The 23,159-nt window shown below is 74.2% G+C and carries 19 protein-coding genes; 7 read left to right on the top strand and 12 right to left on the bottom strand.

The window, feature by feature from the left end:
- Positions 1–40: 40 nt before the first annotated feature.
- Complete coding sequence (locus AB0D67_RS24450) at positions 41–967, top strand: proline dehydrogenase family protein (protein WP_362940043.1); 927 nt, start codon at positions 41–43, stop codon at positions 965–967.
- Positions 967–2,592, top strand: coding sequence for an L-glutamate gamma-semialdehyde dehydrogenase (gene pruA / locus AB0D67_RS24445; protein ID WP_362940040.1), 1,626 nt, complete (start codon positions 967–969; stop codon positions 2,590–2,592). The genes AB0D67_RS24450 and pruA overlap by 1 nt, the downstream gene beginning before the upstream one ends.
- Positions 2,593–2,782: 190 nt before the next feature.
- Here the strand turns inward: pruA and AB0D67_RS24440 are convergent, their stop codons facing one another.
- Positions 2,783–3,538 (bottom strand): TetR/AcrR family transcriptional regulator, encoded by a 756-nt coding sequence (locus AB0D67_RS24440; protein ID WP_362940037.1) that lies wholly within the window; start codon positions 3,536–3,538, stop codon positions 2,783–2,785.
- Between the two features lie 162 nt (positions 3,539–3,700).
- Here AB0D67_RS24440 and AB0D67_RS24435 point away from each other — a divergent pair, with 162 nt between their 5' ends.
- The gene (locus AB0D67_RS24435; protein WP_362940034.1) at positions 3,701–4,480 is read left to right on the top strand and encodes an ABC transporter ATP-binding protein; all 780 of its coding nucleotides are present in this window, start codon (positions 3,701–3,703) and stop codon (positions 4,478–4,480) included.
- Complete coding sequence (locus AB0D67_RS24430; protein ID WP_362940031.1) at positions 4,480–7,014, top strand: ABC transporter permease; 2,535 nt, start codon at positions 4,480–4,482, stop codon at positions 7,012–7,014. Before AB0D67_RS24435 ends, AB0D67_RS24430 begins: the two co-directional genes overlap by 1 nt.
- A 24-nt stretch (positions 7,015–7,038) precedes the next feature.
- Here the strand turns inward: AB0D67_RS24430 and AB0D67_RS24425 are convergent, their stop codons facing one another.
- From AB0D67_RS24425 to AB0D67_RS24410, 4 genes are read right to left on the bottom strand one after another with little or no spacing between them, the layout of a single operon-like run.
- A complete protein-coding gene (locus AB0D67_RS24425; RefSeq protein ID WP_362940028.1) occupies positions 7,039–7,662 on the bottom strand; it encodes a PIN domain-containing protein in 624 nt (207 codons plus the stop codon).
- Between the two features lie 20 nt (positions 7,663–7,682).
- A complete protein-coding gene (locus AB0D67_RS24420) occupies positions 7,683–8,192 on the bottom strand; it encodes a helix-turn-helix domain-containing protein (protein WP_362940025.1) in 510 nt (169 codons plus the stop codon).
- 31 nt (positions 8,193–8,223) lie between these two features.
- Positions 8,224–9,159 (bottom strand): glycosyltransferase, encoded by a 936-nt coding sequence (locus AB0D67_RS24415; RefSeq protein WP_362940022.1) that lies wholly within the window; start codon positions 9,157–9,159, stop codon positions 8,224–8,226.
- The gene (locus AB0D67_RS24410) at positions 9,156–9,722 is read right to left on the bottom strand and encodes an HAD-IIIA family hydrolase (protein WP_362940019.1); all 567 of its coding nucleotides are present in this window, start codon (positions 9,720–9,722) and stop codon (positions 9,156–9,158) included. Before AB0D67_RS24410 ends, AB0D67_RS24415 begins: the two co-directional genes overlap by 4 nt.
- 473 nt (positions 9,723–10,195) lie before the next feature.
- Between AB0D67_RS24410 and AB0D67_RS24405 the strand changes: the two genes are divergently transcribed.
- Complete coding sequence (locus tag AB0D67_RS24405; RefSeq protein ID WP_362940016.1) at positions 10,196–11,296, top strand: glycosyltransferase family 2 protein; 1,101 nt, start codon at positions 10,196–10,198, stop codon at positions 11,294–11,296.
- Positions 11,297–11,406: 110 nt separating this feature from the next.
- Here the strand turns inward: AB0D67_RS24405 and AB0D67_RS24400 are convergent, their stop codons facing one another.
- Entirely contained in the window at positions 11,407–11,832 is a 426-nt protein-coding gene (locus AB0D67_RS24400; RefSeq protein ID WP_362940013.1) for an STAS domain-containing protein, read from the bottom strand.
- Positions 11,829–16,034, bottom strand: a complete 4,206-nt coding sequence (locus tag AB0D67_RS24395) for a SpoIIE family protein phosphatase (RefSeq protein ID WP_362940010.1) — start codon at positions 16,032–16,034, stop codon at positions 11,829–11,831. Before AB0D67_RS24395 ends, AB0D67_RS24400 begins: the two co-directional genes overlap by 4 nt.
- Before the next feature lie 140 nt (positions 16,035–16,174).
- Here AB0D67_RS24395 and AB0D67_RS24390 point away from each other — a divergent pair, with 140 nt between their 5' ends.
- On the top strand, positions 16,175–16,531 hold the full coding sequence (locus AB0D67_RS24390; protein ID WP_362940007.1) for an STAS domain-containing protein: 357 nt from the start codon (positions 16,175–16,177) through the stop codon (positions 16,529–16,531).
- Here AB0D67_RS24390 and AB0D67_RS24385 read toward each other — a convergent pair.
- Together AB0D67_RS24385 and AB0D67_RS24380 are read right to left on the bottom strand one after the other, a co-directional pair.
- Positions 16,489–18,696 carry a SpoIIE family protein phosphatase gene (locus AB0D67_RS24385; RefSeq protein WP_362940004.1) on the bottom strand — a complete coding sequence of 736 codons (2,208 nt, stop codon included), beginning with the start codon at positions 18,694–18,696 and terminating at the stop codon, positions 16,489–16,491. The two genes, AB0D67_RS24390 and AB0D67_RS24385, sit on opposite strands and share 43 nt — an antisense overlap.
- A 170-nt stretch (positions 18,697–18,866) precedes the next feature.
- Positions 18,867–20,027, bottom strand: a complete 1,161-nt coding sequence (locus AB0D67_RS24380; RefSeq protein WP_362940001.1) for an acyl-CoA dehydrogenase family protein — start codon at positions 20,025–20,027, stop codon at positions 18,867–18,869.
- Positions 20,028–20,202: 175 nt separating this feature from the next.
- On the opposite strand from AB0D67_RS24380, the gene AB0D67_RS24375 reads away from it, so the two are divergent.
- A complete protein-coding gene (locus tag AB0D67_RS24375; protein WP_362939998.1) occupies positions 20,203–20,523 on the top strand; it encodes a hypothetical protein in 321 nt (106 codons plus the stop codon).
- A gap of 139 nt (positions 20,524–20,662) precedes the next feature.
- On the opposite strand, the gene AB0D67_RS24370 is transcribed toward AB0D67_RS24375, so the two are convergent.
- From AB0D67_RS24370 to AB0D67_RS24360, 3 genes are all read right to left on the bottom strand, one after another.
- On the bottom strand, positions 20,663–21,475 hold the full coding sequence (locus tag AB0D67_RS24370; RefSeq protein ID WP_362939995.1) for a hypothetical protein: 813 nt from the start codon (positions 21,473–21,475) through the stop codon (positions 20,663–20,665).
- A gap of 351 nt (positions 21,476–21,826) precedes the next feature.
- On the bottom strand, positions 21,827–22,570 hold the full coding sequence (locus tag AB0D67_RS24365) for a DUF899 domain-containing protein (protein WP_362939992.1): 744 nt from the start codon (positions 22,568–22,570) through the stop codon (positions 21,827–21,829).
- A gap of 122 nt (positions 22,571–22,692) precedes the next feature.
- A complete protein-coding gene (locus AB0D67_RS24360; protein WP_362939988.1) occupies positions 22,693–23,025 on the bottom strand; it encodes a putative quinol monooxygenase in 333 nt (110 codons plus the stop codon).
- Positions 23,026–23,159: the final 134 nt, after the last annotated feature.

The following is a 23,159-nucleotide window of genomic DNA, read 5'->3' as shown; positions in this document are numbered from 1 at the left end:
CACATGCGCCTTCGTTGACCTGCGGTTTTAGCATGAGAGCATGCTCGGTTCCCTTCTTCTCGCCGGTTCGCGGATGCCGCTCGTGCGGCGCGCGGTCTCCGGCGTCCCCCTGACACGCAAGGTCGTCGACCGCTTCGTCGCGGGCGAGAGCGCCCGGGAGGCGGTGGAGGCCGTACACCGGCTGGCCAGTGCCGGCCTGGCCGTCACCGTCGACCACCTCGGTGAGGAGACCCGGGACGCCGAGGCGGCCGCCAAGACGGCCGAGGCGTACGTCACGTTCCTCGGCGCGCTGCGCGAACTGGAACTCGGCGACCGCGCCGAGGTGTCGGTGAAGCTGTCGGCCGTCGGCCAGGCGCTCGGCGCGGACGGCGACAAGATCTCCCTGGACAACGCCCGCCGGGTCGCCGAGGCGGCCCGCGCGGCCGGGGCGACCATGACCCTCGACATGGAGGACCACACCACGGTCGACTCCACGCTTGCGACCCTGCGCGCGCTGCGCGAGGACTTCCCCTCCACCGGGGTCGCCCTCCAGGCGTACCTGTTCCGCACCGAGGGCGACTGCCGCGACCTGTCGCACACGGGTTCGCGGGTCCGCCTGGTCAAGGGGGCCTACGCCGAGCCCGCCTCCGTGGCCCACCAGGGCAAGAGCGACGTCGACCGGGCCTACGTCCGCTGCCTGCGTCTCCTGATGGGCGGCGAGGGCTACCCGATGGTGGCCACGCACGACGACCGGCTGATCGCGATCACCGAGACCCTCGCCGACCGGTTCGACCGTCCCCGGGGCGGCTACGAGTACCAGATGCTCTACGGCATCCGGACCGACAAGCAGCAGGCCCTGGCCGGGGCGGGTCACACCGTGCGCGTCTACGTCCCCTACGGCGACGACTGGTACGGCTACTTCATGCGCCGGCTGGCCGAGCGCCCCGCCAACATCGCCTTCTTTCTCCGTGCCCTTGGAGGCAAGTGATGGATGCCATCTCCAACGTCCCGGCTCCGGTCAACGAGCCGGTGCTGGGCTACGCGCCCGGCAGCGCCGAGCGCGCCGCGCTCGAGAACCGCATCAAGGAGCTCTCCGGAGCCCAGCTCGACCTGAGCATGACGATCGGCGGCGAGCAGCGCATGGGCGGCGGCGCCTCCATCGACGTGGTGCAGCCGCACAACCACGCCTCGGTGCTGGGCCGTACGGCCGACGCCACCGCCGATGACGTGCGGGCCGCGATCGACGCCTCGCTGGCGGCGGCCCCGGCCTGGCAGGCGCTGTCGTTCGACGAGCGGGCCGCGATCTTCCTGCGCGCCGCCGACCTGCTGGCCGGCCCGTGGCGGCAGACGCTGAACGCCGCGACGGTCCTGGGCCAGTCGAAGTCGGCGCAGCAGGCCGAGATCGACGCCGCCTGCGAGCTGATCGACTTCCTGCGGTTCAACGTCTCCTACGCCCGGCGACTCTACAGCGACCAGCCGGTGTCGTCGCCGGGGGTGTGGAACCGGATGGAGTACCGCCCGCTGGAGGGCTTCGTCCTGGCGATCACGCCGTTCAACTTCACCGCCATCGCCGGCAACCTGCCGACCTCGGCGGCCCTGATGGGCAACGTCGTCGTCTGGAAGCCCTCCCCCACCCAGCAGTTCGCCGCGCACTTCACCATGCGGCTGCTGGAGGAGGCCGGGCTGCCGCCGGGCGTGATCAACATGGTCACCGGCAACGGCCAGGCCGTCTCCGAGGCGGCCCTGACCCACCCGCGGCTGGCCGGCATCCACTTCACCGGCTCCACCGCGACCTTCCAGCACCTGTGGTCCACGGTGGGAGCGAACATCGCCTCCTACCGCGGCTACCCGCGCCTCGTCGGCGAGACCGGCGGCAAGGACTTCGTGCTGGCCCACCCCTCGGCCGACCCGGCGGTGCTGACCACCGCGCTGGTCCGGGGCGCCTTCGAGTACCAGGGCCAGAAGTGCTCGGCGGCCTCGCGCGCCTACGTCCCGCGGTCGCTGTGGTCGCTGATCCGCGACGATCTCGTCGGCACCGCCGAGTCGCTGACCGTCGGCGACGTGGCGACCGACCTGTCGGCCTTCATGGGCGCGGTCATCGACGACCGGGCGTTCGCCAAGCACAGGGCGGCGATCGACCGGGCCCGCTCGCTCGACTCGATCGACGTGCTGACCGGCTCCTACGACGACTCCACCGGCTACTTCGTACGGCCCACCGTCCTCGAGTGCGCCGACCCGGCCGACGAGATCTTCGCCAAGGAGTACTTCGGGCCCATCCTCGGCGTCCACGTCTACGACGACGCGGACTTCGACACGGTGATGGACCAGATGGAGAACGTATCGCAGTACGCGCTGACCGGCTCGATCATCGCCCGCGACCGGTACGCGATCGCGACGGCGTCGGAGCGGCTGCGCTTCGCGGCGGGCAACTTCTACGTCAACGACAAGCCCACCGGCGCGGTCGTCGGCCAGCAGCCCTTCGGCGGCGCCCGCTCCTCGGGCACCAACGACAAGGCCGGCTCGATCTACAACCTGATCCGCTGGGTGAACTCCCGCACGATCAAGGAGACGTTCGTCCCGCCGACCGACCACCGCTACCCGCACATGGGCTGACGTCCGCTCCGGCCGCTCCGGCCGGTCGCGGGAGGCGGCGACGCCCGGGTCTCAACGGCGAGACCCGGGCGTCACCCTTTTCCACCGCTCCCGCCTCCCCCGGGCGCTGGAGACGCCCCGGGCACCGGGCGGACCGGGCGCGGCGATCGGGGCTCGGGCCCCGCCGACGTGCGGGCGGACCCTACGTGGCTTACGTGGCCGAGGAGGCCGTCAGCCCCGCGAGGATGCAGCCGACGCCGAACTCGAAGTCGGCGTCTTCGTGGCGTTCCGGCGACTCGCGGTAGAGCCCGCCGTCGAAGAGGGCGGCGATCCGCGGCATCCCGCGCTCGACGAGCAGCGGGCCGACGAGGTCGATGATGGCGGACCCCTCGACCACCGGCGTCCGGTTCCCGGCGAGATCGCGGGCCGCCGCGGAGCTCCACCGGACGTAGCCGTCGAGGAGCCCCGCGGCGCGCAGCGTGCCCACGTCGTCCAGGCCGCTGCCGCCGAGGCGTTCGAGGAGGATCTCGAGCCAGGCCAGCGCGTGCGGGGTCACCGGGACACGGACGCTCAGGTCGGCGAGCCAGGGGTGCCGCACGTAGCGCGCGCGCAGGGAGCGCGCCCATTCCGCCACGGCGTCCTGCCAGCGGTCGAACGTCCGTTCCGTGCGTTCCGGAGCCCCCAGCGCGTGGTCACGCAGCAGGAGGTCGAGCTCCTCGCGTGAGTCGAGGTAGCGGTAGAGCGCGTTGGTCGTGACCCCGAGCTGTTCGGCGATCCGTACGAGGGACAACCCCTGGAGTCCTTCGGCGTCGGCGAGCGACACCGCCGCGTCGAGGATCATCGGGATCGACAGCGACGCCTTGGGGCCCCGTCTCGGCGCCGGATCGGCGACCCCCCACGCGCGGCGCAGGCCACCGGGAAGCCCGGCGTTTTTCTCGTGGGAGGCGTCGGGCGGGGCCTTCGTCATCGTCCCATGGTATCCGTGTGACCCTCGCACTGATCGGGCGGCCCGCTGTGCCCCCACCCGGGAACCGGTGCCCGATAAAACAGTGCATGCCTCATACTGTTCATTCATTACACTATTTATGGTGATGATCTGACGGCTTGGGGCCGAGGATGGAGAAGTCGGATGGACGTCGGCGAGCAGCCGCCCGGGGGCGGGTCCACGGGGATCCCGGTGGCACTCGACACGGTGACGAAGGTCTACGGAACGGGCGAACAGGAGATCCGCGCGCTCGACGGGGTGTCGCTGGAGCTGAGCGCGGGGTCGTTCACCGCCGTCATGGGCCCTTCCGGGTCGGGGAAGAGCACGCTCATGCACTGCGCGGCGGGACTCGACTCCCCCACGTCCGGATCGGTCACGCTGGCCGGGCAGGCGCTCGGCGGCATGTCCGAGGACCGGCTCACGGAGTTCCGGCGTGAACGGGTGGCCTTCGTGTTCCAGTCGTACAACCTCGTCCCCACCCTGACCGTCGCGCAGAACGTCGCCCTTCCGATGACCCTCGCGGGCCGCGCCCCGGACCGGCGGCGCATCGAGCGGGCGCTGGAGCGGGTCGGGCTCTCCGGACGGCAGGCCCACCATCCGGGCATGCTGTCCGGCGGCCAGCAGCAGCGCGTCGCGATCGCCCGCGCGATGGCGGGCGAGGCCGACGTGCTCTTCGCCGACGAGCCGACCGGGGCACTCGACACCGTGACCGCCGCCCGCGTTCTCGAACTTCTGCAGGACTCGGCCCGTGAGACCGGCCAGACCATCATGATGACGACGCACGACCCCGTCGCCGCGTCGTACGCCGACAGCGTGGTCTTCATCGTCGACGGGCGCGTCGCCGGCCGGATCGACCGCCCGTCGGCCGAGAGGGTCGCCGAGCTCCTGGCGCACCTCGCCGCCGGCCGTACGGCGGTGCGCTGATGCTCGGTCTGGCCCTGAGCGGCATCCGTCACCGGATCGCCGCGTTCGTCGCCGTGTTCGTCTCCGCGCTGCTGGGGGCGGCCCTCATCGTCCTTTCCGGCTCGCTCTTCGAGACGGGCATCCGGCTGACCGCGCCGCCCGAGCGCCTCGGCGCCGCCCCGCTCGTCGTCATCGGGGACGCGAGCTACCGGATGCTCGACGGGGACGGGCGCCCCACGACGGACTTCCGTCCCTACCCCGAGCGGCACCGGCTCGGCGCGGACGTGACGACCGCGCTGTCCTCGGTGGAAGGCGTCGGCGCCGCGGTACCGGTGTCGTTCTTCCCCATGACCGCCGTCCGGAGCGACGGGTCGGCGGTCACCGTCCTGGCCCAGAACTGGTCGTCGGCCGCGCTGGGCCCGTTCCCGCTGTCCGGAGGCGCCGCGCCCGCCGCTCCGGACGAGATCGCGATCACCCCGGCCCTGTCCCGGTCGCTCGGCCTCGAACCCGGCGGAACCGTGAGGCTCACGGTCCAGGGCGACGCCGCGGACCACCGCGTCTCGGCCGTCGCCGGAGACACGGACTCACCCCCCGTGATCTTCATATCCGACGGGAGGGCGCGGACGCTGGGCGGCACGGAACCGGTCGACGCCGTCGGCGTCCTGCCCCGGCCGGGCGCGGACACCGACGAGGTGGCGAGGCGCGCCGCCGCCGCGGTCCCCGGCTCGACGGTGCTCACCGGGGACGGCCGCGGCGCCGCGGAGGATCCCGCGGTCCGGGCCGCGCGCACCCCCACGATCGTCATCGGGGCGGTGTTCGGCGGCATCGTGCTCATCGTCCTGGCGACCGTCGTCTCGGCCACCGTGAGCCTTTCGGTCAGGCAGCGCGCCAGGGAGATCGGCCTGCTCCGGGCCGCCGGCGCGACCGGCCGGCAGGTACGGGGACTCATCGTCTCCGAGACCATGATCGTCGGTGTGGGCGGGGCGGCGCTCGGCCTCGCCGCCGGGATCCCGCTGGCCCACCTGGTCTTCGGTGTCATCACCGCCGCGGGGGTGGTGCCCGGCACGCTCCGCCTGGAGGCGGGCGTCGTCCCGCTCGCCGTCGCGCTGGTCGTGACCTCGCTCGCCGTCTGGTCCGCCGCGCGGTCGGCCGCCCGCCCCGCGCGGCGGTCCCGGGCGATCGACGCGATGCGCGAGGCGGATCTGCCCTCGTACCGCGTCGGCGCCGCACGATGGGCGTTCGGCGTCCTCTTCGGGATCGGCGCCGTCGCGCTCGCCGTCGTCACCTGCCTGATGAGCCCCTCCGTGGTGTCCGCGACCAGCGGTCCCGCGGTCCTCGCCGGGAGCATCTCCGCCGCCCTGCTGGCGCCGGCGATCCAGCGCCTCGGGACCCTGACGCTCCGCCCGCTCGTACGGCTCGCCGGCGGACGCCTCGGGACCCTCGGCGCGGACAACGTCCGGGCGCGCGCGGCCCAGCTCGCGACGGTGAGCTCCTGCGTGGCGCTCGTGATGGGGATCGGCGGGGGCGATCTCGTCGCGCAGTCGATCCGGCTCGCGGCCCAGGAGGAGGCGTCGGTCGCCACGGTCGGCGCGGACTTCACGGTTCAGGTGCCCGGCGGCGCCGGGCCCGGCCTCGTCGGCGCCCTGGAGGCGGTCCCGGGAGTGGACGCCGCGAGCGCACTCGTCATGAGCGGCGGCTGGATCGAACGCCCGTACGACGGCTCGCACCGTGACCGCCCGTGGCCGGTGCGCGGGGTGACGGCCGCGGGAGCGGGCCGCGTCCTCACCAACGAGGTCGTCACCGGATCCCTGTCCGATCTCACCGGCGCCGCCGTCGCGCTCCCGGCGGCGAACGCCGGAGAACTCGGCGTCGCGGTCGGCGACACGCTGCTGTTCCGGTTCGGCGACGGCGCGGCGAAGGAACTGCGCCTCGTGGCGACGTTCGAGGACCGGGCGGGCTACGAGAACCTGCTGCTTCCCGCCGGGCTCCTCGCCGCCCACACGACCGGACGCGGCATCGGGCAGGTCGTCGTCCGCGGCGCCGGGGACCTTCCGCCCGGCGACCTCCGGGCCCGGCTCGCACACGCCGTCGCCGGGCAGCCGGGAGCCGTGGTGCGGGGCCGCGAAGGCGTCGAAGCCGCGTTCCGGCCAGGACTCGGGGTGCAGGCGCTCGTCGACTCCCTGCTCGTCGCCATCACCGTCGCCTACGCGGCGATCGCCGTCGTCAACACCGTGAGCGTGTCCGTCCTGTCACGGCGACGCGAGCTGGCCCTGCTGCGGCTCGCGGGGGCGACCCGGCGGCAGGTCCGCAGGATCGTCCTGACGGAGATGGCGATCGTCGCGGCGACCGGGATCGGCGCCGGGCTGGCCGTCGCCGCCGCCGCCGTCCTCCCCACCGCGATCGCGGTCTCCGGGGACGTCCTCACCGGCGGATCGGCGGCCGTCGCGCTGTGCCTGCTGCTCGTCGTGGCGGCGCTCGTGACGCCGGTGACCTCGGTCGCGGTCCGGCGGGCGATGGCCCGGAGACCGGCGGAGGTGCTGGCGGAACCGGCATGACGATCGAGGCCACGATGATCAAGATCAACGACGACCTTTCCGCAATGTTCTCCGGACGAAGTCGGGGTCGTATCGCACCGGCTCATCGGCGGCGAGATGACCACGGACCAGCCGGGCGAACGCAGAGGTCCCCGCCCGATCCAGGGCATCGGCGATATCCAGGACGGTCATGGGCGGACGGCGCTTCCCCGCTGCCATCCGGCTCAGCACGCCTGTCACCTCACCGGGGTGTCGACCAAATAGTGAGCACAGATAGGCATCGGGATCGGTGACGGTCAGCCCGTACCGGCCCAGGAAGGACACGGGGAAATCGGAGAGGTTCCAGGTGACCAAGGTCTGGGCCCGGCCGGCGATGGCGGCGGCCATGTGATGGCGATCGTCGAGGTCAGGGCCGTCCATCTGATCGAGCAGATGCTTGTAGTCGTCCTCGTCAACGCGAGTGTCGGCGAAGAACTCCCGGATCGCGGTGCTTATGCGCACCGCCGCATGCGTGGAGCGATGCCGTTCGCGCACGATCACACGCTCCCACTCCTCCAGCAGATGGTCACTCCAGACCACGGTGTGCACCGCGTCCTCGGCCAGAGCGAGCATCAGGTCCATCAACGAGAAGGGGAACAGCACGTTCGTGTCGACGAAGACCCGCGCCATCGGCCAGTCCCTCCGAAAGATCAGTAGGGCAGTTCTTCCTCTTCGGCGATCTCAATGATCCTCCGGCGGCCCTCGGCGCGGCGTTCACGACGAACCTGGAACTCCAGGACATCCGCAAGGCGGACCAGACGGTGACGGCTGTCTGGCAGACGCTGGAAGGGGATCTCACCCTCATCGAGCAACCTGACCACGAAGGGGCGTGACAGGCCGAGCATCCGGGCGACCTCGTTCGGGGTCAGCCGGGTCTCCACCGGCAGAGCGAGAACGGCGTTGCCCTTCGCGAGATCATGGGCCGCGGCCAGGACCAGGCTCACCAACGACCGGGGCAGTTCGATGTCGGCGCCGTCGGGGCCGCGCAGCACCAGCGACGCCTGCTCAGCGGCTATGGCTTCTTCCACGTGGGCCAGGAGCTCGCGGTCATCACTGTCCGCCTCGATACGCGTGGCGTCGGCCAGGACTCCGGAACGGGACATGGCACCTCCAACTCGAAAGCTTATCTGCAATAAATGTAACCCGATGGCGTCGAACACGCCACACGATGACCGAGCGCGTGAACGCGGGTCAGGCCGTCTCCGCCAGCAGGCGGTCCCAGTCGGACAGGAAGCGGGACAGGCCGTAGCGGGACAGGGCGGCGGCGCGGGCGGCCCTGCCCGCCCGCGCGGCCAGAGCCGGGTCGGCGGCGAACGCCTCCAGGGCGGCGACCAGGGTGGCGACGCGGGTGGAGATCACCCCGGCCTCGGCGGGCACGGCCTCGACGGCCTCGGTGCAGGCCGGCGCCACCACGGGCATGCCGAGCAGCATGGCCTCGATCAGCGAGAGCCCCAGCGAGGTCCACCGGTAGGGGTGCAGGTAGACGCGCCGCCGGGCCAGCTCGGCGTGCATCCGCTGCTGCGGCAGGTCCTCGAAGGTCCCGTACGGCAGGCCGGTGACCTTCATCCCGAAGAGGTCCAGCGGCACGGCGGCGGCGAAGCGCGGGAGCAGGTCGGTGCCGGCGACGCGGGTACGGCGGACCGGCTCGTTGACCACGACGCCTGCGCGGGGCAGCTCCCCGGTGTAACGGTGCCCGGGATCGACGACGCCGTGCTCGATGACCCGGGCGGGGGCCAGGCCCGAGTCCCAGAACAGGTCGTTGAAGTGCGTCACGTGCACCAGCGGGATGTCGGAGCGGCCGGCCAGCGGGTGGCGGGTGCGCGGGACGTCCCCGGCGGGGGTGTTGTGCTCGACGTAGACGGCCGCCAGGTCGCGTCCCGGGCGGCGGCCGAGCCACTGTTCGGCGAGTTCGGTCTCGCGGGGCCGTTGCAGGACGGCGACGTCGATCTCCTCGTCGCGGAGCCGGTCCCACGGCACCTCGCGGACGTTCTGCGGCCAGGGGAAGGTGCGGGCCCGGCCGCGGCCGTCGGGTCCGCGATCCGGGACGAGCGGCACCAGGTAGTCGTGGCCGCCCTGGACGAACGCGGTGGTCCACGACCCGTGCACGTGCCACAGCAGGATCTTCACGCGGGCTCCTCGGTGTCGGCCCGCGCGGTCTCGGCGGGAACGGGCCGCAGGATCAGGTCCACGGCGGCGGCGAGGTCCGCGGCGACCTCGGGCGCCGCCGCCACCTCCTCGGGCAGGGTGATCGGCGTCGGGACGAGGATGCCGCGCGCCCCGGCCGCGCGGGCGGCCTCCACGTCGCGCCCGATGTCACCGACGACCACGCAGTCGCGGGCGTCGACGCCGAGGACGGCCGCCGCGTGCAGCACCAGCCCGGGGGCGGGCTTACGGCAGGCGCACCGGTCCTCCTCGCCATGGGGGCACACCGCCCAGACCGCGAACGGGCCGAGCAGCTCCTCCACGCGCCGGTTGACGTCCTCCAGCGCGTCCGGGGTGAGGAGGCCCCCGGCGATCCCCGACTGGTTGGTCACCACCCCGACAGGGATCCCGGCCCGGCGCAGCCGGTCCAGTGCGCGGCGGGCGCCCGGCACCGGTCGTACCCGGCCGGGGTCGGCGTTGTAGGGGACGTCCTCGACGAGGGTCCCGTCCCGGTCGAAGAGCACCGCGGCGGGACGGTGGGCGGGCAAGGGCACCTCCGGGCGGACGGACGGCGGCGGACCCTCCGCGCCGGACCTGCTCACCGGGGAACGGCGCCTCCGGGCGGACCGGCGGTGTCTCCAGGCGGGACGGCGACGTCGTCTTCCCCGGACGGGCAGCGCGGACCCGGCGCCACGGGCTCTCCGGAAGGCCATACGGGATGGTCTGCGATTTCCCGGGCCCGGGATTCTCCAAACGGCTTCTTACCAGGACAGGACGGGACTTGCCCTTCGTCTACCTTCCTCTGCGGGAAATCCGAGGTTTGAAAGGCGCTTCCCTCGGTAGTCGTGCGCGTACCTCAACAAGGGGGCGCAATGCGATCTCTCGTGATGAACGCGATCTCTCATGATCCTGCCGCCGTGACGGCCGTACCGACCCCGACCGCCGTGACGGCCGCGTCAGCCGTGACGACCGCGATGGCCGGGAGCCCGTGCGCGGCCCGCCGGGCGGAGGTGTCCACCGCATGATCACCGTGGTGGTCCCGACCGTAGGCCGGCCCAGCCTGGCCGCGACGCTGGCCGCGATCGACCCGGGTCCCGACGTCATCGTCGTGGACGACCGGCCCGAGCACGTCCCCGACCCCCGTACCGACCTGGCCGACGCCGTGATGTGCGAGCTGCCGGGCCTGATCGAGGCGTACCCGGCGGAGACGTACCCGGCGGAGGCGTGTCCGCCCGGCGGCGACGGCGAGGCGGGACAGCGGATCCGGGTGGTGCGCTCCGGCGGACGGGGCCGGGCCGCCGCCCGCAACGCCGGCTGGCGGGCCGCGGACACCCCGTGGGTGGTGTTCCTCGACGACGACGTGATCCCCGCACCCGGCTGGGTGCGGGCGCTCCACGCCGACCTGGCGGATCTCCCCTCCGACGTGGCCGGCAGCCGGGGCCGCGCCGAGCCCCCGTCCGAAGCCGTACGGCCGGACGGCGTGGGGCGCGGCGCCGCCGGGCGACCGGCCGGCGAGGGACGCGCCGCCGGCGGACCGGCGGACGCCGGCTGGGCCACCGCCGACATGGCCTACCGGCGGGACGTGCTGAAACGGGTCGGCGGGTTCGACGAGCGTTTCTCCGGCGCCTTCCGGCAGGACGCCGACCTCGCGCTGCGGGTGACGGCGGCCGGCCACCGCCTGGTCAGGGGTGAGCGCGTCGCCCGGCACCCGTCCCGGGACGACGGGCCGTGGGCGAGTGTGCTCCGCCAGCGCGGCAACGCCGACGACGCGCTGATGCGCCGCCTGCACGGTTCGGCCTGGCGGACGGCCGTCGGCGGCGGTCCGGGACGGCTGCCCCGCCACGCGCTGACGACGGGGCTGGGAGCGCTGGGCCTGCTGGCCGGCGGCCTGGCGGGCGGTGTCGCCGCGCGCGGCGGACCGCGGGCCGCCGGGGCGCTGCGCGGCACGGCGGCGCTGGCCGGAGCGGGCTGGCTGGCGCTGACCGCGGAGTCCGCCTGGGCCCACATCGCCCCGGGGCCGCGCACCCGGCAGGACATACGGCAGACGCTGCTCACCAGCATGCTCATCCCGCCCGCCGCCTGTGGCCACCGGCTGCTGGGCGAGTGGCGGGCCCGCCGGTGACGTCCGCCGGGGCCCCGCCCCGGCCCCATAAGGCCCTATAAGGCCATAAGGCCCCGTACGGCCCGGCCCCCGCTGTCAGGACGGGCCGGGCCGTACGGGGCCCTGAGCCGTCAGGACGGGCCCGAGCCGTCAGGACCCGAACCACCAGGACCGGAGCCGTCAGGACCTGAACCGTCGGGGCCGGAGCCGTCGGGGTCGGAGCCGTCGGAGCCGTCGGAGCCGTCGGAGCCGTCGAAGCCCGGGCCGAGGCCGTGCACGGTGGTGACGTCGACGAGCCCGGAGATGGACAGGACCGGGGCGAGCAGGGGGTTGGCGACCAGCTCGATGTGCGGGGCGTGCTCGAACAGGACGGTCAGCCCGGCGCTGTCGAGGTAGTCCACGGCGGCGAGGTCGACGACGAGGCGGCCGTCGCCGGCGGCCCCGGCCAGGGCGTCGTCCAGGGTGCCGGCGTTGCTCATGTCGATCTCACCGGTGACGGTGAGGACCGGGGTGCCGTCGGAGCGCCGGGAGGCGGCCAGCGTCAGGGGGGTCGTCATCGGGTGATCCTCGTGTGCATGTCGACGGTGGTGCCGCCGGCGCCGGGTTCGATGGTGACGTGATGCATCAGGGCCCGCATGAGGGCGACGCCCCGGCCGCGGTGGGAGTTGATCTCCGGCCGGGGGGTCTTCCACCGCCCGCTGTCGACCACGGTCAGACGCAGGTCTCCGCCGGTGGCGACCGCCCGCAGCCGGATCATGTCGCCCGGGGCGTGGCGGTGACCGTGCTCGATGGCGTTGGCGCAGGCCTCGCCGGCCGCCACCAGGACGTTCTGGATCATCGTCGAGCTGATCTCGCAGCGGTTCAGCCAGTCGCGCAGCGCCGTACGCACCGGGGCGAGCTGGCCGGACTCGGCGGGGAAGGCCACCTCCAGCGGCGCGGGCTGGCGGTACAGCAGCAGCGCGACGTCGTCGGTGTACCCGCTGTCCGGCGCCATGCGGATCATGACCTCGGTCGCGAGGTCCTCAATGGGGCTGGAACGGCCGTCCTGGACGGCGGCGCCGGCCTGGCCGATGCCGTCCGTGAGCGGGCGGCTGCGGCGCTCGACCAGGCCGTCGGTGTACAGCAGCAGGGTGGAGCGGGCCGGCATCGTGCAGGCGGCCTCGGGACGCGCCCGGCCGGGGCGGGCGGCCAGCGGGGTGGAGCGGCCGTCCTGCAGCAGCCGGGTGACGCCGTCGGGAAGGACCAGTATCCCGGGTGGATGCCCGGCGCTGGAGTAGACGAGGTCGCCGGTGGCGGTGTCCAGGACGCCGCAGAAGACGGTGGTGTACCGGGCGCCGGGGACCTGCGCGGCGAACCGGTCGAGAGCCGTGAGCACCTGTGAGGGGCCCGCCTCCTGCAGCAGCAGGGCGCGGCAGGCGCTGCGCAGCTGCCCCATGACCGCCGCGGCCTCGAGGCCCCGGCCCACGCAGTCGCCGACCACGATGCCGATGCGGTCGTCGGGCAGCGGCACGATGTCGTACCAGTCGCCGCCGACCTCCAGGGGCCGGCCGGCCGGTTCGTAGCGTACGGCGAAGCCGTCGGGCAGCCGGGGCGGGCCGAGGATCGCGCGCTGCAGCGCCACCGCGGTCTCGCGCTGCCGGTCGAGCTGGTGTGCCCGGTGCAGGCCCTGGCCGAGGTGGCCGGCCAGCAGCGCCAGCAGGGTCTGGTCCTCGGCGGTGAAGGGCCGGTTCTGGCCGAGGTCGATCCAGACGGCGAGCAGCCCGGCGGGGTGCTCCAGGGTGATCCCCGCGCCACCGGCCCCGCTCGCGGACGGGCGCAGCGGCGGCTGCCCGCGCAGGACGCCGAGCGAGGCGCGCAGCTCCGGAGGCAGGGTCCGCCAGTCGGCTCCGGCGGCGGTGGAGGTCAGGGCGGGCCGGTCGCCGCCGCCCCCGCTGTCGCCGTCGCCGTCGCCGTTCCAGAGGACGGCCAGCACCTGGCGGGCGTGCCAGACCTCCCGCAGCTCCGCAAGGGCCCCGCGCAGGGCGTCGGTCATGCTGCCGGCCTGCGACAGGCGGACGCTGAGGGCGGCCAGCGCGCTCTCCCGCTGCACGGCGTAGTGCTCGGCGGTGACGTCGCGGAGCGTGCCGACGACCCGGCGGCGGCCGGTGTCGGGGTCGAGGACGTCGTTGAAGGTGACCGCCACCCACACCCGGTGCCCGTCGCGGTGGGCGAGGGGTATCACGCCCCTGCCCTTCCCGACGGCCAGGAGCCGGGAGAAGACGTCGCCGACCAGGCGGTGCCCTTCGGGGTCGTCGGCCTCGTCGGGCCACCACGGGTGGATCGGCCGGTACGGCAGGCCGTCCGCGTCGTAACCGAGGATGTCGGTGAACGCCGAGTTGATCTCGATGACGGCGCCCTCCTCGTCGCAGACGAAGAACGCCTCCTGCAGGGAGTCGATCAGCGCGCTGCGCCATCGGGCGTGGTGGCCGCGCAGCCGCGCCAGCTCCACGTTGGCCCGCACCCGGGCCAGCAGCTCGGCCGCGGAGAAGGGCTTGACGAGGTAGTCGTCGGCGCCGGCCTCCAGGCCCTCGATGGACGCCTCCTGCCCGGCGCGCGCCGACAGCAGCAGAACCGGCACGCCGGCGGTGCGCGGGTCCGCGCGCAACGCGGCGACCAGCTGCAGGCCGTTCAGGAGCGGCATCATCACGTCGCTGACCACCAGGTCCGGCGGGTCGGCGCGGACGGCGTCCAAGGCGGCCCGGCCGTCGGTGACCACCGTGACGTCATAGGCCGGATACAGCAGCCGGGTGAGGTATTCGCGCATGTCGGCGTTGTCGTCGGCGATCAGCACCCGGGCCCGCCCGGCCTCGCCGTCCCGCCCCCCGGGAAGGTCCTCCGGGGCCCGACCGGCGGTCTCCGCCGCACCCCCGGCATCCCCGGTGCTCCCGGTGTTCCCGGCATCCCGGGCGGGCGCGTCGCCGGGCAGCCAGCGCAGGGCCTCCTCGACGAACGGGTCGGCGGTGGCCGAGACCCTCTCCGCGTCGCCGGCCGGGACGATGTTCCCGGGGGGCAGGTGCGCGGCGCCGAAGGGCAGGCGGACGGTGAACGCGGTGCCCTCGCCCTCGGCGCTCTCGGCGGTGATGGTGCCGCCGTGCAGCCCGACCAGCTCCCGCACCAGCGCCAGGCCGATGCCGCTGCCCTCGTTCGAGCGCGACCGGGCGCTCTCGACGCGGTGGAAGCGCTCGAACAGCCGCGGCAGCTCCTCCCCGGAGATCCCGACGCCGGTGTCGGCGACCGTGAGGACGGCGTGCTCGCCGTCGCCGCGCAGCGCGACCCGGATCGAGCCGTCGAAGGTGAACTTCAGCGCGTTGCTGAGGAGGTTCAGCACCACCTTCTCCCACATGCCCCGGTCGATGTGGACCGGCTCGGCCAGCGGCGGGCAGTCCACCTCGAAGGCCAGCCCGGCCTTGTCGATCGCGGAGCGGAACACGCTGGCCAGCTCTGCGGTGACGGCGGCGAGGTCGACCGGCTCGTAACGGGCCTGCGCCCGCCCCGCCTCGATGCGGGAGAAGTCGAGCAGGGTGTTGACCAGCTTGCCCAGGCGCAGTCCGTTGCGGTGGACGACCTCGAGGTCCTCCCGCACCCGCTCGTCCGCGCCGGCCAGCGCGCTCCGCAGCTCCTGGACCGGCCCCATGATCAGGGTGAGCGGGGTGCGGAACTCGTGGCTGACGTTGGAGAAGAAGGCCGTCTTGGCCCGGTCGAGCTCGGCCAGCTCCTCGGCCCGGCGCTGCTGGAGCTGGTAGGCGACCGCCGCGTTGACCAGGGCGGCGGTCTGCCGCGCGACCAGGCCGAGGAACGACTCGTACGCCTCGTCCAGGGCCCGGCCCGCGCCGGCCGCCAGCACGATCGCCCCGACGGCCTGGCCGCCGGTCTCGCCGGCCAGCGGCAGCACCATGGCCTGCGTCGGGGGGGTCTGCCAGCCCCCGGCGGGCAGGGCGCCGAACCGCTCCGCCACGTCCGTCACCGTGACGGGCCGCTCGGTGCGCAGCGCCTCCCGCACCGGCCAGTCACCGGGCCCGCCCGCCAGGGGGGAGACCTCCGTGCCCTCGGGGCTCATGGCGGTCAGCACCGGCTCGTCGTCGTCCGGCCGGCGCAGGTAGATCGCGGCGAACGGCACGTCGCGGCCGGCCCGCTCCAGCACCCGGGCCGCGAGCCGGCACGCCTCGGTGACGCTGCGGGCACGGCCCGCCTGGGAGCCCAGGTCCTGCAGAACGGCCAGGCGGCGTTCGCCGATGACCCGCTCGGTGGTCTCGCTGACCGCGGCGAACACCCCGCGCACGGCGCCGTCGTCGTCGTGCAGCGGGCTGTAGGAGTAGGTCCAGTAGGTCTCCTCCCAGTAGCCGTGCCGGTTCATCGACAGCAGGAGGTCCTCCGACCAGGTCGCCTCCCCCGAGTCCATCACCGACCGCAGCATCGGCCCGATGGTGTGCCAGATCTCCTCCCACACCTCGTCGCCCCGCTTGGCCAGGGCGGGATGCTTCGATCCCAGCAGCGGGAGGTAGGCGTCGTTGTAGAGGAACCACAGGTCCTCACCCCACCAGACGATCATGGGGAAGCGCGAGGTCAGGCAGATCCGGCAGGCGGTGCGCAGGCTCGTCGGCCAGGCGTCCGGCTCGCCCATGGGGGTCGAGGACCACGGGTGGGCGCGCATCCGCCGCGCCATCTCACTGGTTCCGGGGAACATCAGTTCCGCCGGTCCGGAGCGATCCCGTCCGCTCATCGCCCGCCTTCCCCAACGCCCCGGCCGGTAAGCCTCCTGTTCAACGATTACGTAGGATAGGGCAAACCCCTGAGGGGGCATTAACGTTGTCCCCACCCTGCCCGCGCCCGCCGCCCGACCGCAGTCCCTCTCCAGGAGTCATGGTGCACAACGGTCTGACCGTCACCCTCCGGTCTCACCCCGCCGGCCCCCGCCTGCTGGTCGTGACGGGTGATCTGGACCACCACACCAGTCCCGATCTGCGGGACGCCCTGGAGAAGATCCCCCTGGAGACCGGGTCCGGCGTGGTGGTCGACCTGTCGGCCCTGACGTTCTGCGACTCCACCGGCATCGCCGTGCTGATCGCGGCCCACCAGAGTGCCCAGGCCGCCGGGGCCTCCCTGGCGCTGGCCGGCACCGACCCCGACATCGCCCGGGTCTTCCGCATCATGGGGCTGGACCGGCTGCTGTCCTTCTACGACACCGCCGAGGACGCGGTGCGGGCCCTGTCGGCCTGACCTCCCCCGGCCCGGGGCACGGCGGCCAGCGCCAGGACCGCCAGGTCGTCGCGCAGCCCTCCGCCCCACCGGCTCAGGGCGTCGGCCATCAACGCCTCGACGATCCGGTCGGCCGGCCGGTCACCGGGCTCAGGGGGAAGGCACGCGGCCAGCGTGGCGGCGAGGTCGTCGGGCCGGCGCTGGCGGTGGGAGGCGCCGCCCTCGACGAAGCCGTCGGTGTAGAGCACGAGTCCGTCGCCGGGACGCAGGTCCAGTGAGTGCTCGGGGTAGCGCGCCCCGTCGAACAGGCCCAGCGCCGGGCCGTAGCCGTCCAGATCCTCCAGGGCCATGGTGACGGTCCCGCCTGCGCGCCGCAGGATCGGCGAGGGGTGACCCGCGCAGGCCAGCCGTACCCGGACGGGCTCGGCGGAGCAGTCCACGACGGCGTAGACGAGCGTGCAGAACGGGCTGTTCTCGCGTCGCAGGGCACGGTGGACCAGCGGGAGCACGTGGCCGGGGTCGGGGTCCTGCTGGGCGGCGGCCCACAGGGTGTGGCGGACCAGACCGGTGACGGCGGCCGCGGCCGGTCCCTTGCCGCACACGTCTCCCAGCGCCACGGCCCAGCGCTCCCCAGGCAGCGGGAAGGCGTCGTAGAAGTCGCCGCCGATCTGCAGGCCGTCGCCGTACGGGCGGTAGCGGGCGGCCAGCTCGACACCGGGCGGCTCGGGCAGCCGCGGCGGCAGCAGGGGGCGCTGCAGGGCGTCGGCGGCGGCGCTCAGCCGTTCCAGCAGCCGGTCGCGGTGCACGGCCACGGCGATCTGGCCGGCGATCCCGGCGAGGGCCCGCACGCCGGTGTCGGGCAGGCGGCGGCGGGCCAGGACCGCGAGGACGCCCATCACCTGCCCCTGGATGACCAGCGGGTATCCGGCGAACGAGGTCAGCGACTCCCGCCGCACCCAGTCCTGTTCCTCGATGTGCGGGTCGCCGATCGCCTCGGAGGTCACGTACGGCAGGCGCCCGGCGGCGATCCGGCCGATCGTCGACTCCCCCAGCCGGACGCGGGCGCACCCGTCGTCCAGGGCGGCGTCCCGTACGGCGTCGGCCGTCAGGCGCAGCGTGCCGGTCGGAGGGTCGAGGATCCACACGGCGGCCACGGCGCCGTCCAGGTGGCCGACGAGCGCCTGGACGCACCGCCGCAGCCGCCGTTCCAGCGGTTCGTCGGCGGTCACGGCGGCGGCGACCTCCCCGCTGAGCAGGGCCTGGCCGGTGCGTTCCGCCAGGGCCCGCCGCGACTGGACGGCCTCGGTGACGTCCTCGGCCAGGACGAGGATCTGCTCGGCCCCGCCGGGGTCGGTCACCGGCTGGGGGCTGAGCCACAGCACCTGCTCGGCGCCGTCGCCGGTGACGCGGGTGAAGACCGGACCGGCTCCGGCGGGATCGGTCCCGGTCACCGAGGTCCCGGTCACCGAGGTCCCGGTCACTGACGTCCCGGTCACCGGGATTCCGGCCGCGGGGTCTCCGGCGGGATCGGGGCCGGTCGCGTCGGCGGGCGGGCCTCCGAGGTAGGACCGCAGGCGCTCCCGGGCGTCGGCGGGGAACCATCCGTCCAGGGAGCGGCCGATGGAGCCGGGCTCCTCCAGCCCGAGCAGGCCGGCGGCCCGGTGGTTCCACGCCACCAGGCGCAGGCCGGGGTCGAGCAGAAGGGCGCCGGTCAGCGCCTGGCCGAGTATCGCGCCGAGCAGGTGCCGGCCGGGCTGCCGGGGAGCGGGACCGCGGGAGGTCAGGGCATGCTGCACGGCGGCCTGGGTGGCGGCGTAGGCGCGCTCGCGGTCGATCTGCTCCATCAGCCGGCGGGCGAGGTCCGGCAGGTCGTCGAGCCTGTCGTGCGGCAGCGTGCCGGCGAGCCGGGCCGGGAGCAGCAGCGGCAGCGCCGCGGCCCGCTCCCGGTTGTGAGGCGTCGTCAGCACGACGACGGCCAGGTCACGGGGATCGGGACGCAGGGCGTGCACCAGGCCGACCGGGGCGGGCGGTTCGGCGCCGAGCACCACCAGGGTCGGGCGGCGCCCGCCCGGCGGACCCTCGGCGCGCAGCAGGTCGAGGGCCTGCTCCGCGGAGACGTCCACCACTTCGACGCCGGTCTCCGCCAGGCCGGACAGACGCGCCCCGGCCTCGGCGCCGGCCCGCACCAGCAGGACGCGCCGGCGCCCGGACGGGCCGGACGGCTCAGACGGGCCGGACGGACCGGGAAACGGCGGTCCGGGAAACGGTGGTTCAGGGGACGGCGGACCAGAAGGCATCGGTCCGGAAGGCATCGGTCCGGAGGGCGGCGGTCCGGGGGGTGTCGCGGGCGGCACCGTCATCCCTCCAGCAACGGCTCGTCCAGCAGCGCCCGGCCGACCCAGACGCGCAGCACGTCGGTGATGGGCGACATCACGTGCGCGGCGCGGGCGTCGCGCAGGTGCCGGTGCAGGGCGGAGCCGTCGGAGTATCCCACCCCGCCGACGAGCGTCAGGGCGTCGTTGACGACGGCCTCGGCCGCCTGGGCGACCTCCGCCTTGGCCGAGCACAGGGCCGGCAGGGCCCCGGGACCACCGGTCTCGCCCTCGGCCGCGGCGTGGTAGATCAGCCGCCGGGTCCGCTCGACGACGGCCCACATCTCCCCCAGCCGGTGCTGGACCAGCGGCTGGGCGGCCAGGCTCCGGCCGCTGTGGGCGTGCCGGCGGCGCAGCAGGTGGGTACGGGCCTCCTGCAGCGCGGCCTCGGCCACGCCCAGGTAGGTGCCGGCCATGGCCATCAGGAAGTAGGGGGCGACGACGTTGAAGACGTACCAGATCTCGTCGCCCTCCTCCCCCAGCAGGCCGGCCCGGGGGATCTCGACGTCCTCCAGCAGCGCGCCGCGTGAGGCGTTGCCGCGCATGCCGAGCCCGTGCCAGGAAGGCCCCCAGTCCAGCCCGGGGGCGTCGGCGTCGACGACCACGCAGGAGAACTGGCCGGGGACGGCCCCCGGTCCGGCAGCCGTCGCCGACACCACGTAGGAGTCGGCGTGGCCGCCGTTGGTGACGAAGCTCTTGGCGCCGCTCAGCCGCAGCCGGTCGCCGTCCGTCCGCTCCATGCGGGTCTGCGGGAGCCAGAACTCCGCGCCCGTTCCGGGCTCCGACAGCGCCAGCGTGGTCAGGTGCCGCCCGGCGGCGATCGCGGACAGGCGGTCGTGCTGCCCGGGGCGGTCGGCCTTGGCGGCGATCACGGCCGAGCCCACCAGGTGCATGCCGAAGCAGATCGACGTCGAGGCGCAGGCCTGGCCGGTGATCTCGCCGACCTGGGCGACGGCGAGCAGGCCGTGACCCATCCCGCCGAACCGCTCGGGCACCACCAGCCCGCCGAGCCGGGATCGCAGCGCGGCCATGCCCTCTTCGGGCCAGCGCCGCCCGGCGTCCACCGCGGAGGCCCGTTCCGCCAGGACGTCCCGGGCCGCGTCGCGGGCGGCCGTGAGCGCGACACCCAGCTCGGTCCGCGCCATGGCCCACTCCTATGATGATCCACCGGCCCGGTGCCGATGTTCTCCGTCGCTTCGGATGTCAAGATAGTTGACGTCGGGCGCGGACGCACAACGGTGCGTTCTCGTCTGGTTTGTCGCTTGCTCTTCCCGTGCGGCTCTTCGGGGCCGCCGCTCCAGGTGAAGCCATGATCCCCGCTTGAAACCGGAGAAGTCGATGTTCCCCCACCGTTTCCGCTCGCGGCGGCCGGGTGACCGGCAGCCGTCCGCCGATCCCCTGCTGCGCGCCCTCACCGAACAGGTCGGCGCCGCGTGCGCCGGCCTCGCCGTCCAGGCCCCGGCCGCCCGGCTGCGCTCCCTGGCCACTTTGCGCGCCGCCCTCGACGAGGTGGCCGACGAGGCGCTGCGTCAGGCGATGCGCCAGGCGCGGGGCGAGGGCTGGTCGCTGCGCCGCATCGCCGCGCACGCCGGGTGCTCCCACGAGCAGGTCCGCCAGATGCTCCAGGACGGGCCGCGCTGAACGCCGGCCGGCCCCCGGCCCCGGTGCGGAGAACGGCCCTGGCGCGGAGAACGGCCCTGGCGCGGAGAACGGCCCCGGGCGCGGGGATGCCGCGACCGGGGCCGTCACGCGACGTCCGTCAGGGGACGGGCGCCGGAGCTCAGGAGCCGGAGGTCGGGGTGGGGGCCGGAGTCTCGCCGGGCGGCGGGGCCGGCGTGTCCGGAGACGTCGGGCTCGGGGTGGTAGGCGCGGTGGGCGTGGCGCCGTCCGTCGGAGTCGGGGACGGGGTCTGCGGCGGCGTGGGGCAGGGCTTGGGGGCCCGCCACTTGCCCGTGTTCGGCCAGCCCTGCCGCGGGGACCACCAGGCGCCGCGCCTGCCCGGCTGCGACAGGTCGTAGACGTAGGCGGCCGTGGCCTCCTGCGCCTGCCGCAGCGCCGTCAGGGCCACCCAGTCGCCCTGACGGACCTCTCCGTTCCCCCGCCTGCCCGCCACGACACGGGTGTCGTCGGCGAGCGTGTACGCCTGCTCGAAGCCGTCGCGGCTGCGCACGGTGATCGAGCCGTCGTCCACGGCGGTCACCTCGCCCGTCTGGGCGAACACCGTGACGAACGCGCAGGGGTCCTTCGTCCCCAGCACGAACTCGCCGTGCGCCGCGCCGCCGAACTGCAGCGGGTGCACGGCCGGCAGCTCCGTCACGGTGGGGGACGGCGTGGGCGTCGGCGTCTCGGCGGGGGGCGGGGTCTCGGCGGGGGGCGGGGTCGTCGCGGGCGTCCCGTCGGCCGTGCCCGTCGGAGTGGGCGTCGGCGGCGGCACGGGCGTCGCCGCCGACGCCGCCGTCACCCCGATGCCGCCCGACGCGAGCATCACCGCGGTCGCGGCGACGGCCAGCGGGCGCGAGACGCCCCGGCGCGGTCCGCCCGTTCCGGCCGGGCCCTCCTCGTTCAACGTGTCACGGTTGGTCGATGTCACCATGTCCTCCCGTCTACGGTGTCCGATCGAACGCCCGAGGGGCCGGCGAGGCGGCCCTCACCCACCCCGAGATGACGATCGCGGCAACCAGCCGCAATGATCTCCTAACGGGCATTCCGCCCACTTCCCGCTTCTTTCCGGCCCATGCGGCCGTGCAGCCGGACGGTCTCCGCGTGCCGCCGCTCCCCGCCAGCTCAACCCGCGGATCCGCGGCGCCGAAAAAATCCACCGCGGCCCGTACGGCGAGCCGCGCCACGCGCCGTACGGCCGGCCGGGTCGCATGCCGTACGGCCGGCCGGATCGCGCGCCGTACCACCGGCCGGGTCGCGCGCCGTATGGCCGGCCCGGGAGCCGTCAGTGGTGGCAGCCCTCCGCCTCGGTGGCGCCGTACCGGTCGTGGTGGCTGAACTCGTTGACGTACCTCTGCCGGCCGAGCGGCGTCAGGTCCAGGTAGTTGTAGGTGCCGAGCAGCAGGTCGAGGCCGCGGCCGTAGGAGGAGTAGGTGTGCAGGACCGCGCCGTCCCCGCCTTCTCCCCCGTCGGCGCGGACGAAGACGCTCACGCCGTGGGCCTCGCCCTTCAGGAAGGGGGTCAGGCCGCGCCGCTCCAGGGCCTCGCGGTCGTAGTAGTTGTACTCGACCGGGGCGACGGCCTCGTCGTTGGTCACGTGGAAGTCGTAGTTGAAGTCGCCGCCGTGGGAGGAGTACCACGGAACGTCCCAGCCCATCCGCTCGCGGAACGGCTCGATCTTCTCGTAGGGCGCGCGGGAGACCAGGGCCAGCGTGGTGCCCGCCCCGTGCAGGTGCGCCAGGTGGCCGATGTTGTCGGTCAGGAACGAGCAGCTCGTGCAGCCCTCGTCCCAGGCGGGGTCGAACATGAAGTGGTAGACGATGAGCTGGCGGCGGCCCTCGAACAGGTCGGGCAGTCCCACCTCGCCGGAGGGTCCCCGGAAGCGGTAGTCCTTGTCCACCGTGACCGCGGGCAGCTCCCGTCGCCGGGCGCGGACCGCGTCCAGCACCCGGAAGGCCTCCTTCTCCTGCTCCAGCAGCCGTCTGCGGGCGACCAGCCACTCTTCTCGCGACACGACCGGGTTGCTCATGCGCTGCCCTTCCGATACGGGTTCTCCGGGATCAGGGCGAGTTTCCCGGAAGCCCGTACGGGCCGCCACCCCTGCCGTCCCGGCCCACCCCGGAGCGGGCCGGACCGGGCGGCGGGCGCGGCTCAGCCGCGCTCGGGAACGGCCATCTCCCCCAGGAGGGACCAGTCGTCCTGCGGGACCGTGGCGTTGACGATCCGGGGCGTCTCGGCGAGGTGCGGCGGCAGCGTCTCCTGAGCCTTCCTGAAGTGCTCCGACCCCACGTGGGCCGCCCCGGCGTCGCCGTCGCGGAACGCCTCGACCAGGACGTACTCGGCCGGGTCCTCGACGCTGCGGGACCAGTCGAACCACAGGCAGCCCGGCTCGGACCGGGTGGCCCGGGTGAACTCGGCGGTGATCTCGGGCCACCGGTCGGCGTGCTCGGGCAGCACACGGAACTTCGCGGTAATGAAGATCATTGTTTTCCTCCAGCGACGGGCGCGGACGGACCGCCCTGGCCCGCCCCGCTCCGGACTCCAAGTCTGGCCGATCGCCTCCGCCCCCGGCCAACGCGACGGGCCGCGCACGGACGGCCCGCCCCGGCCGCGCACAC

The organism is Streptosporangium sp. NPDC048047 (assembly GCF_040653115.1).
Classification (GTDB): domain Bacteria; phylum Actinomycetota; class Actinomycetes; order Streptosporangiales; family Streptosporangiaceae; genus Streptosporangium.
This window is presented reverse-complemented; position numbering and strand designations above follow the sequence as displayed.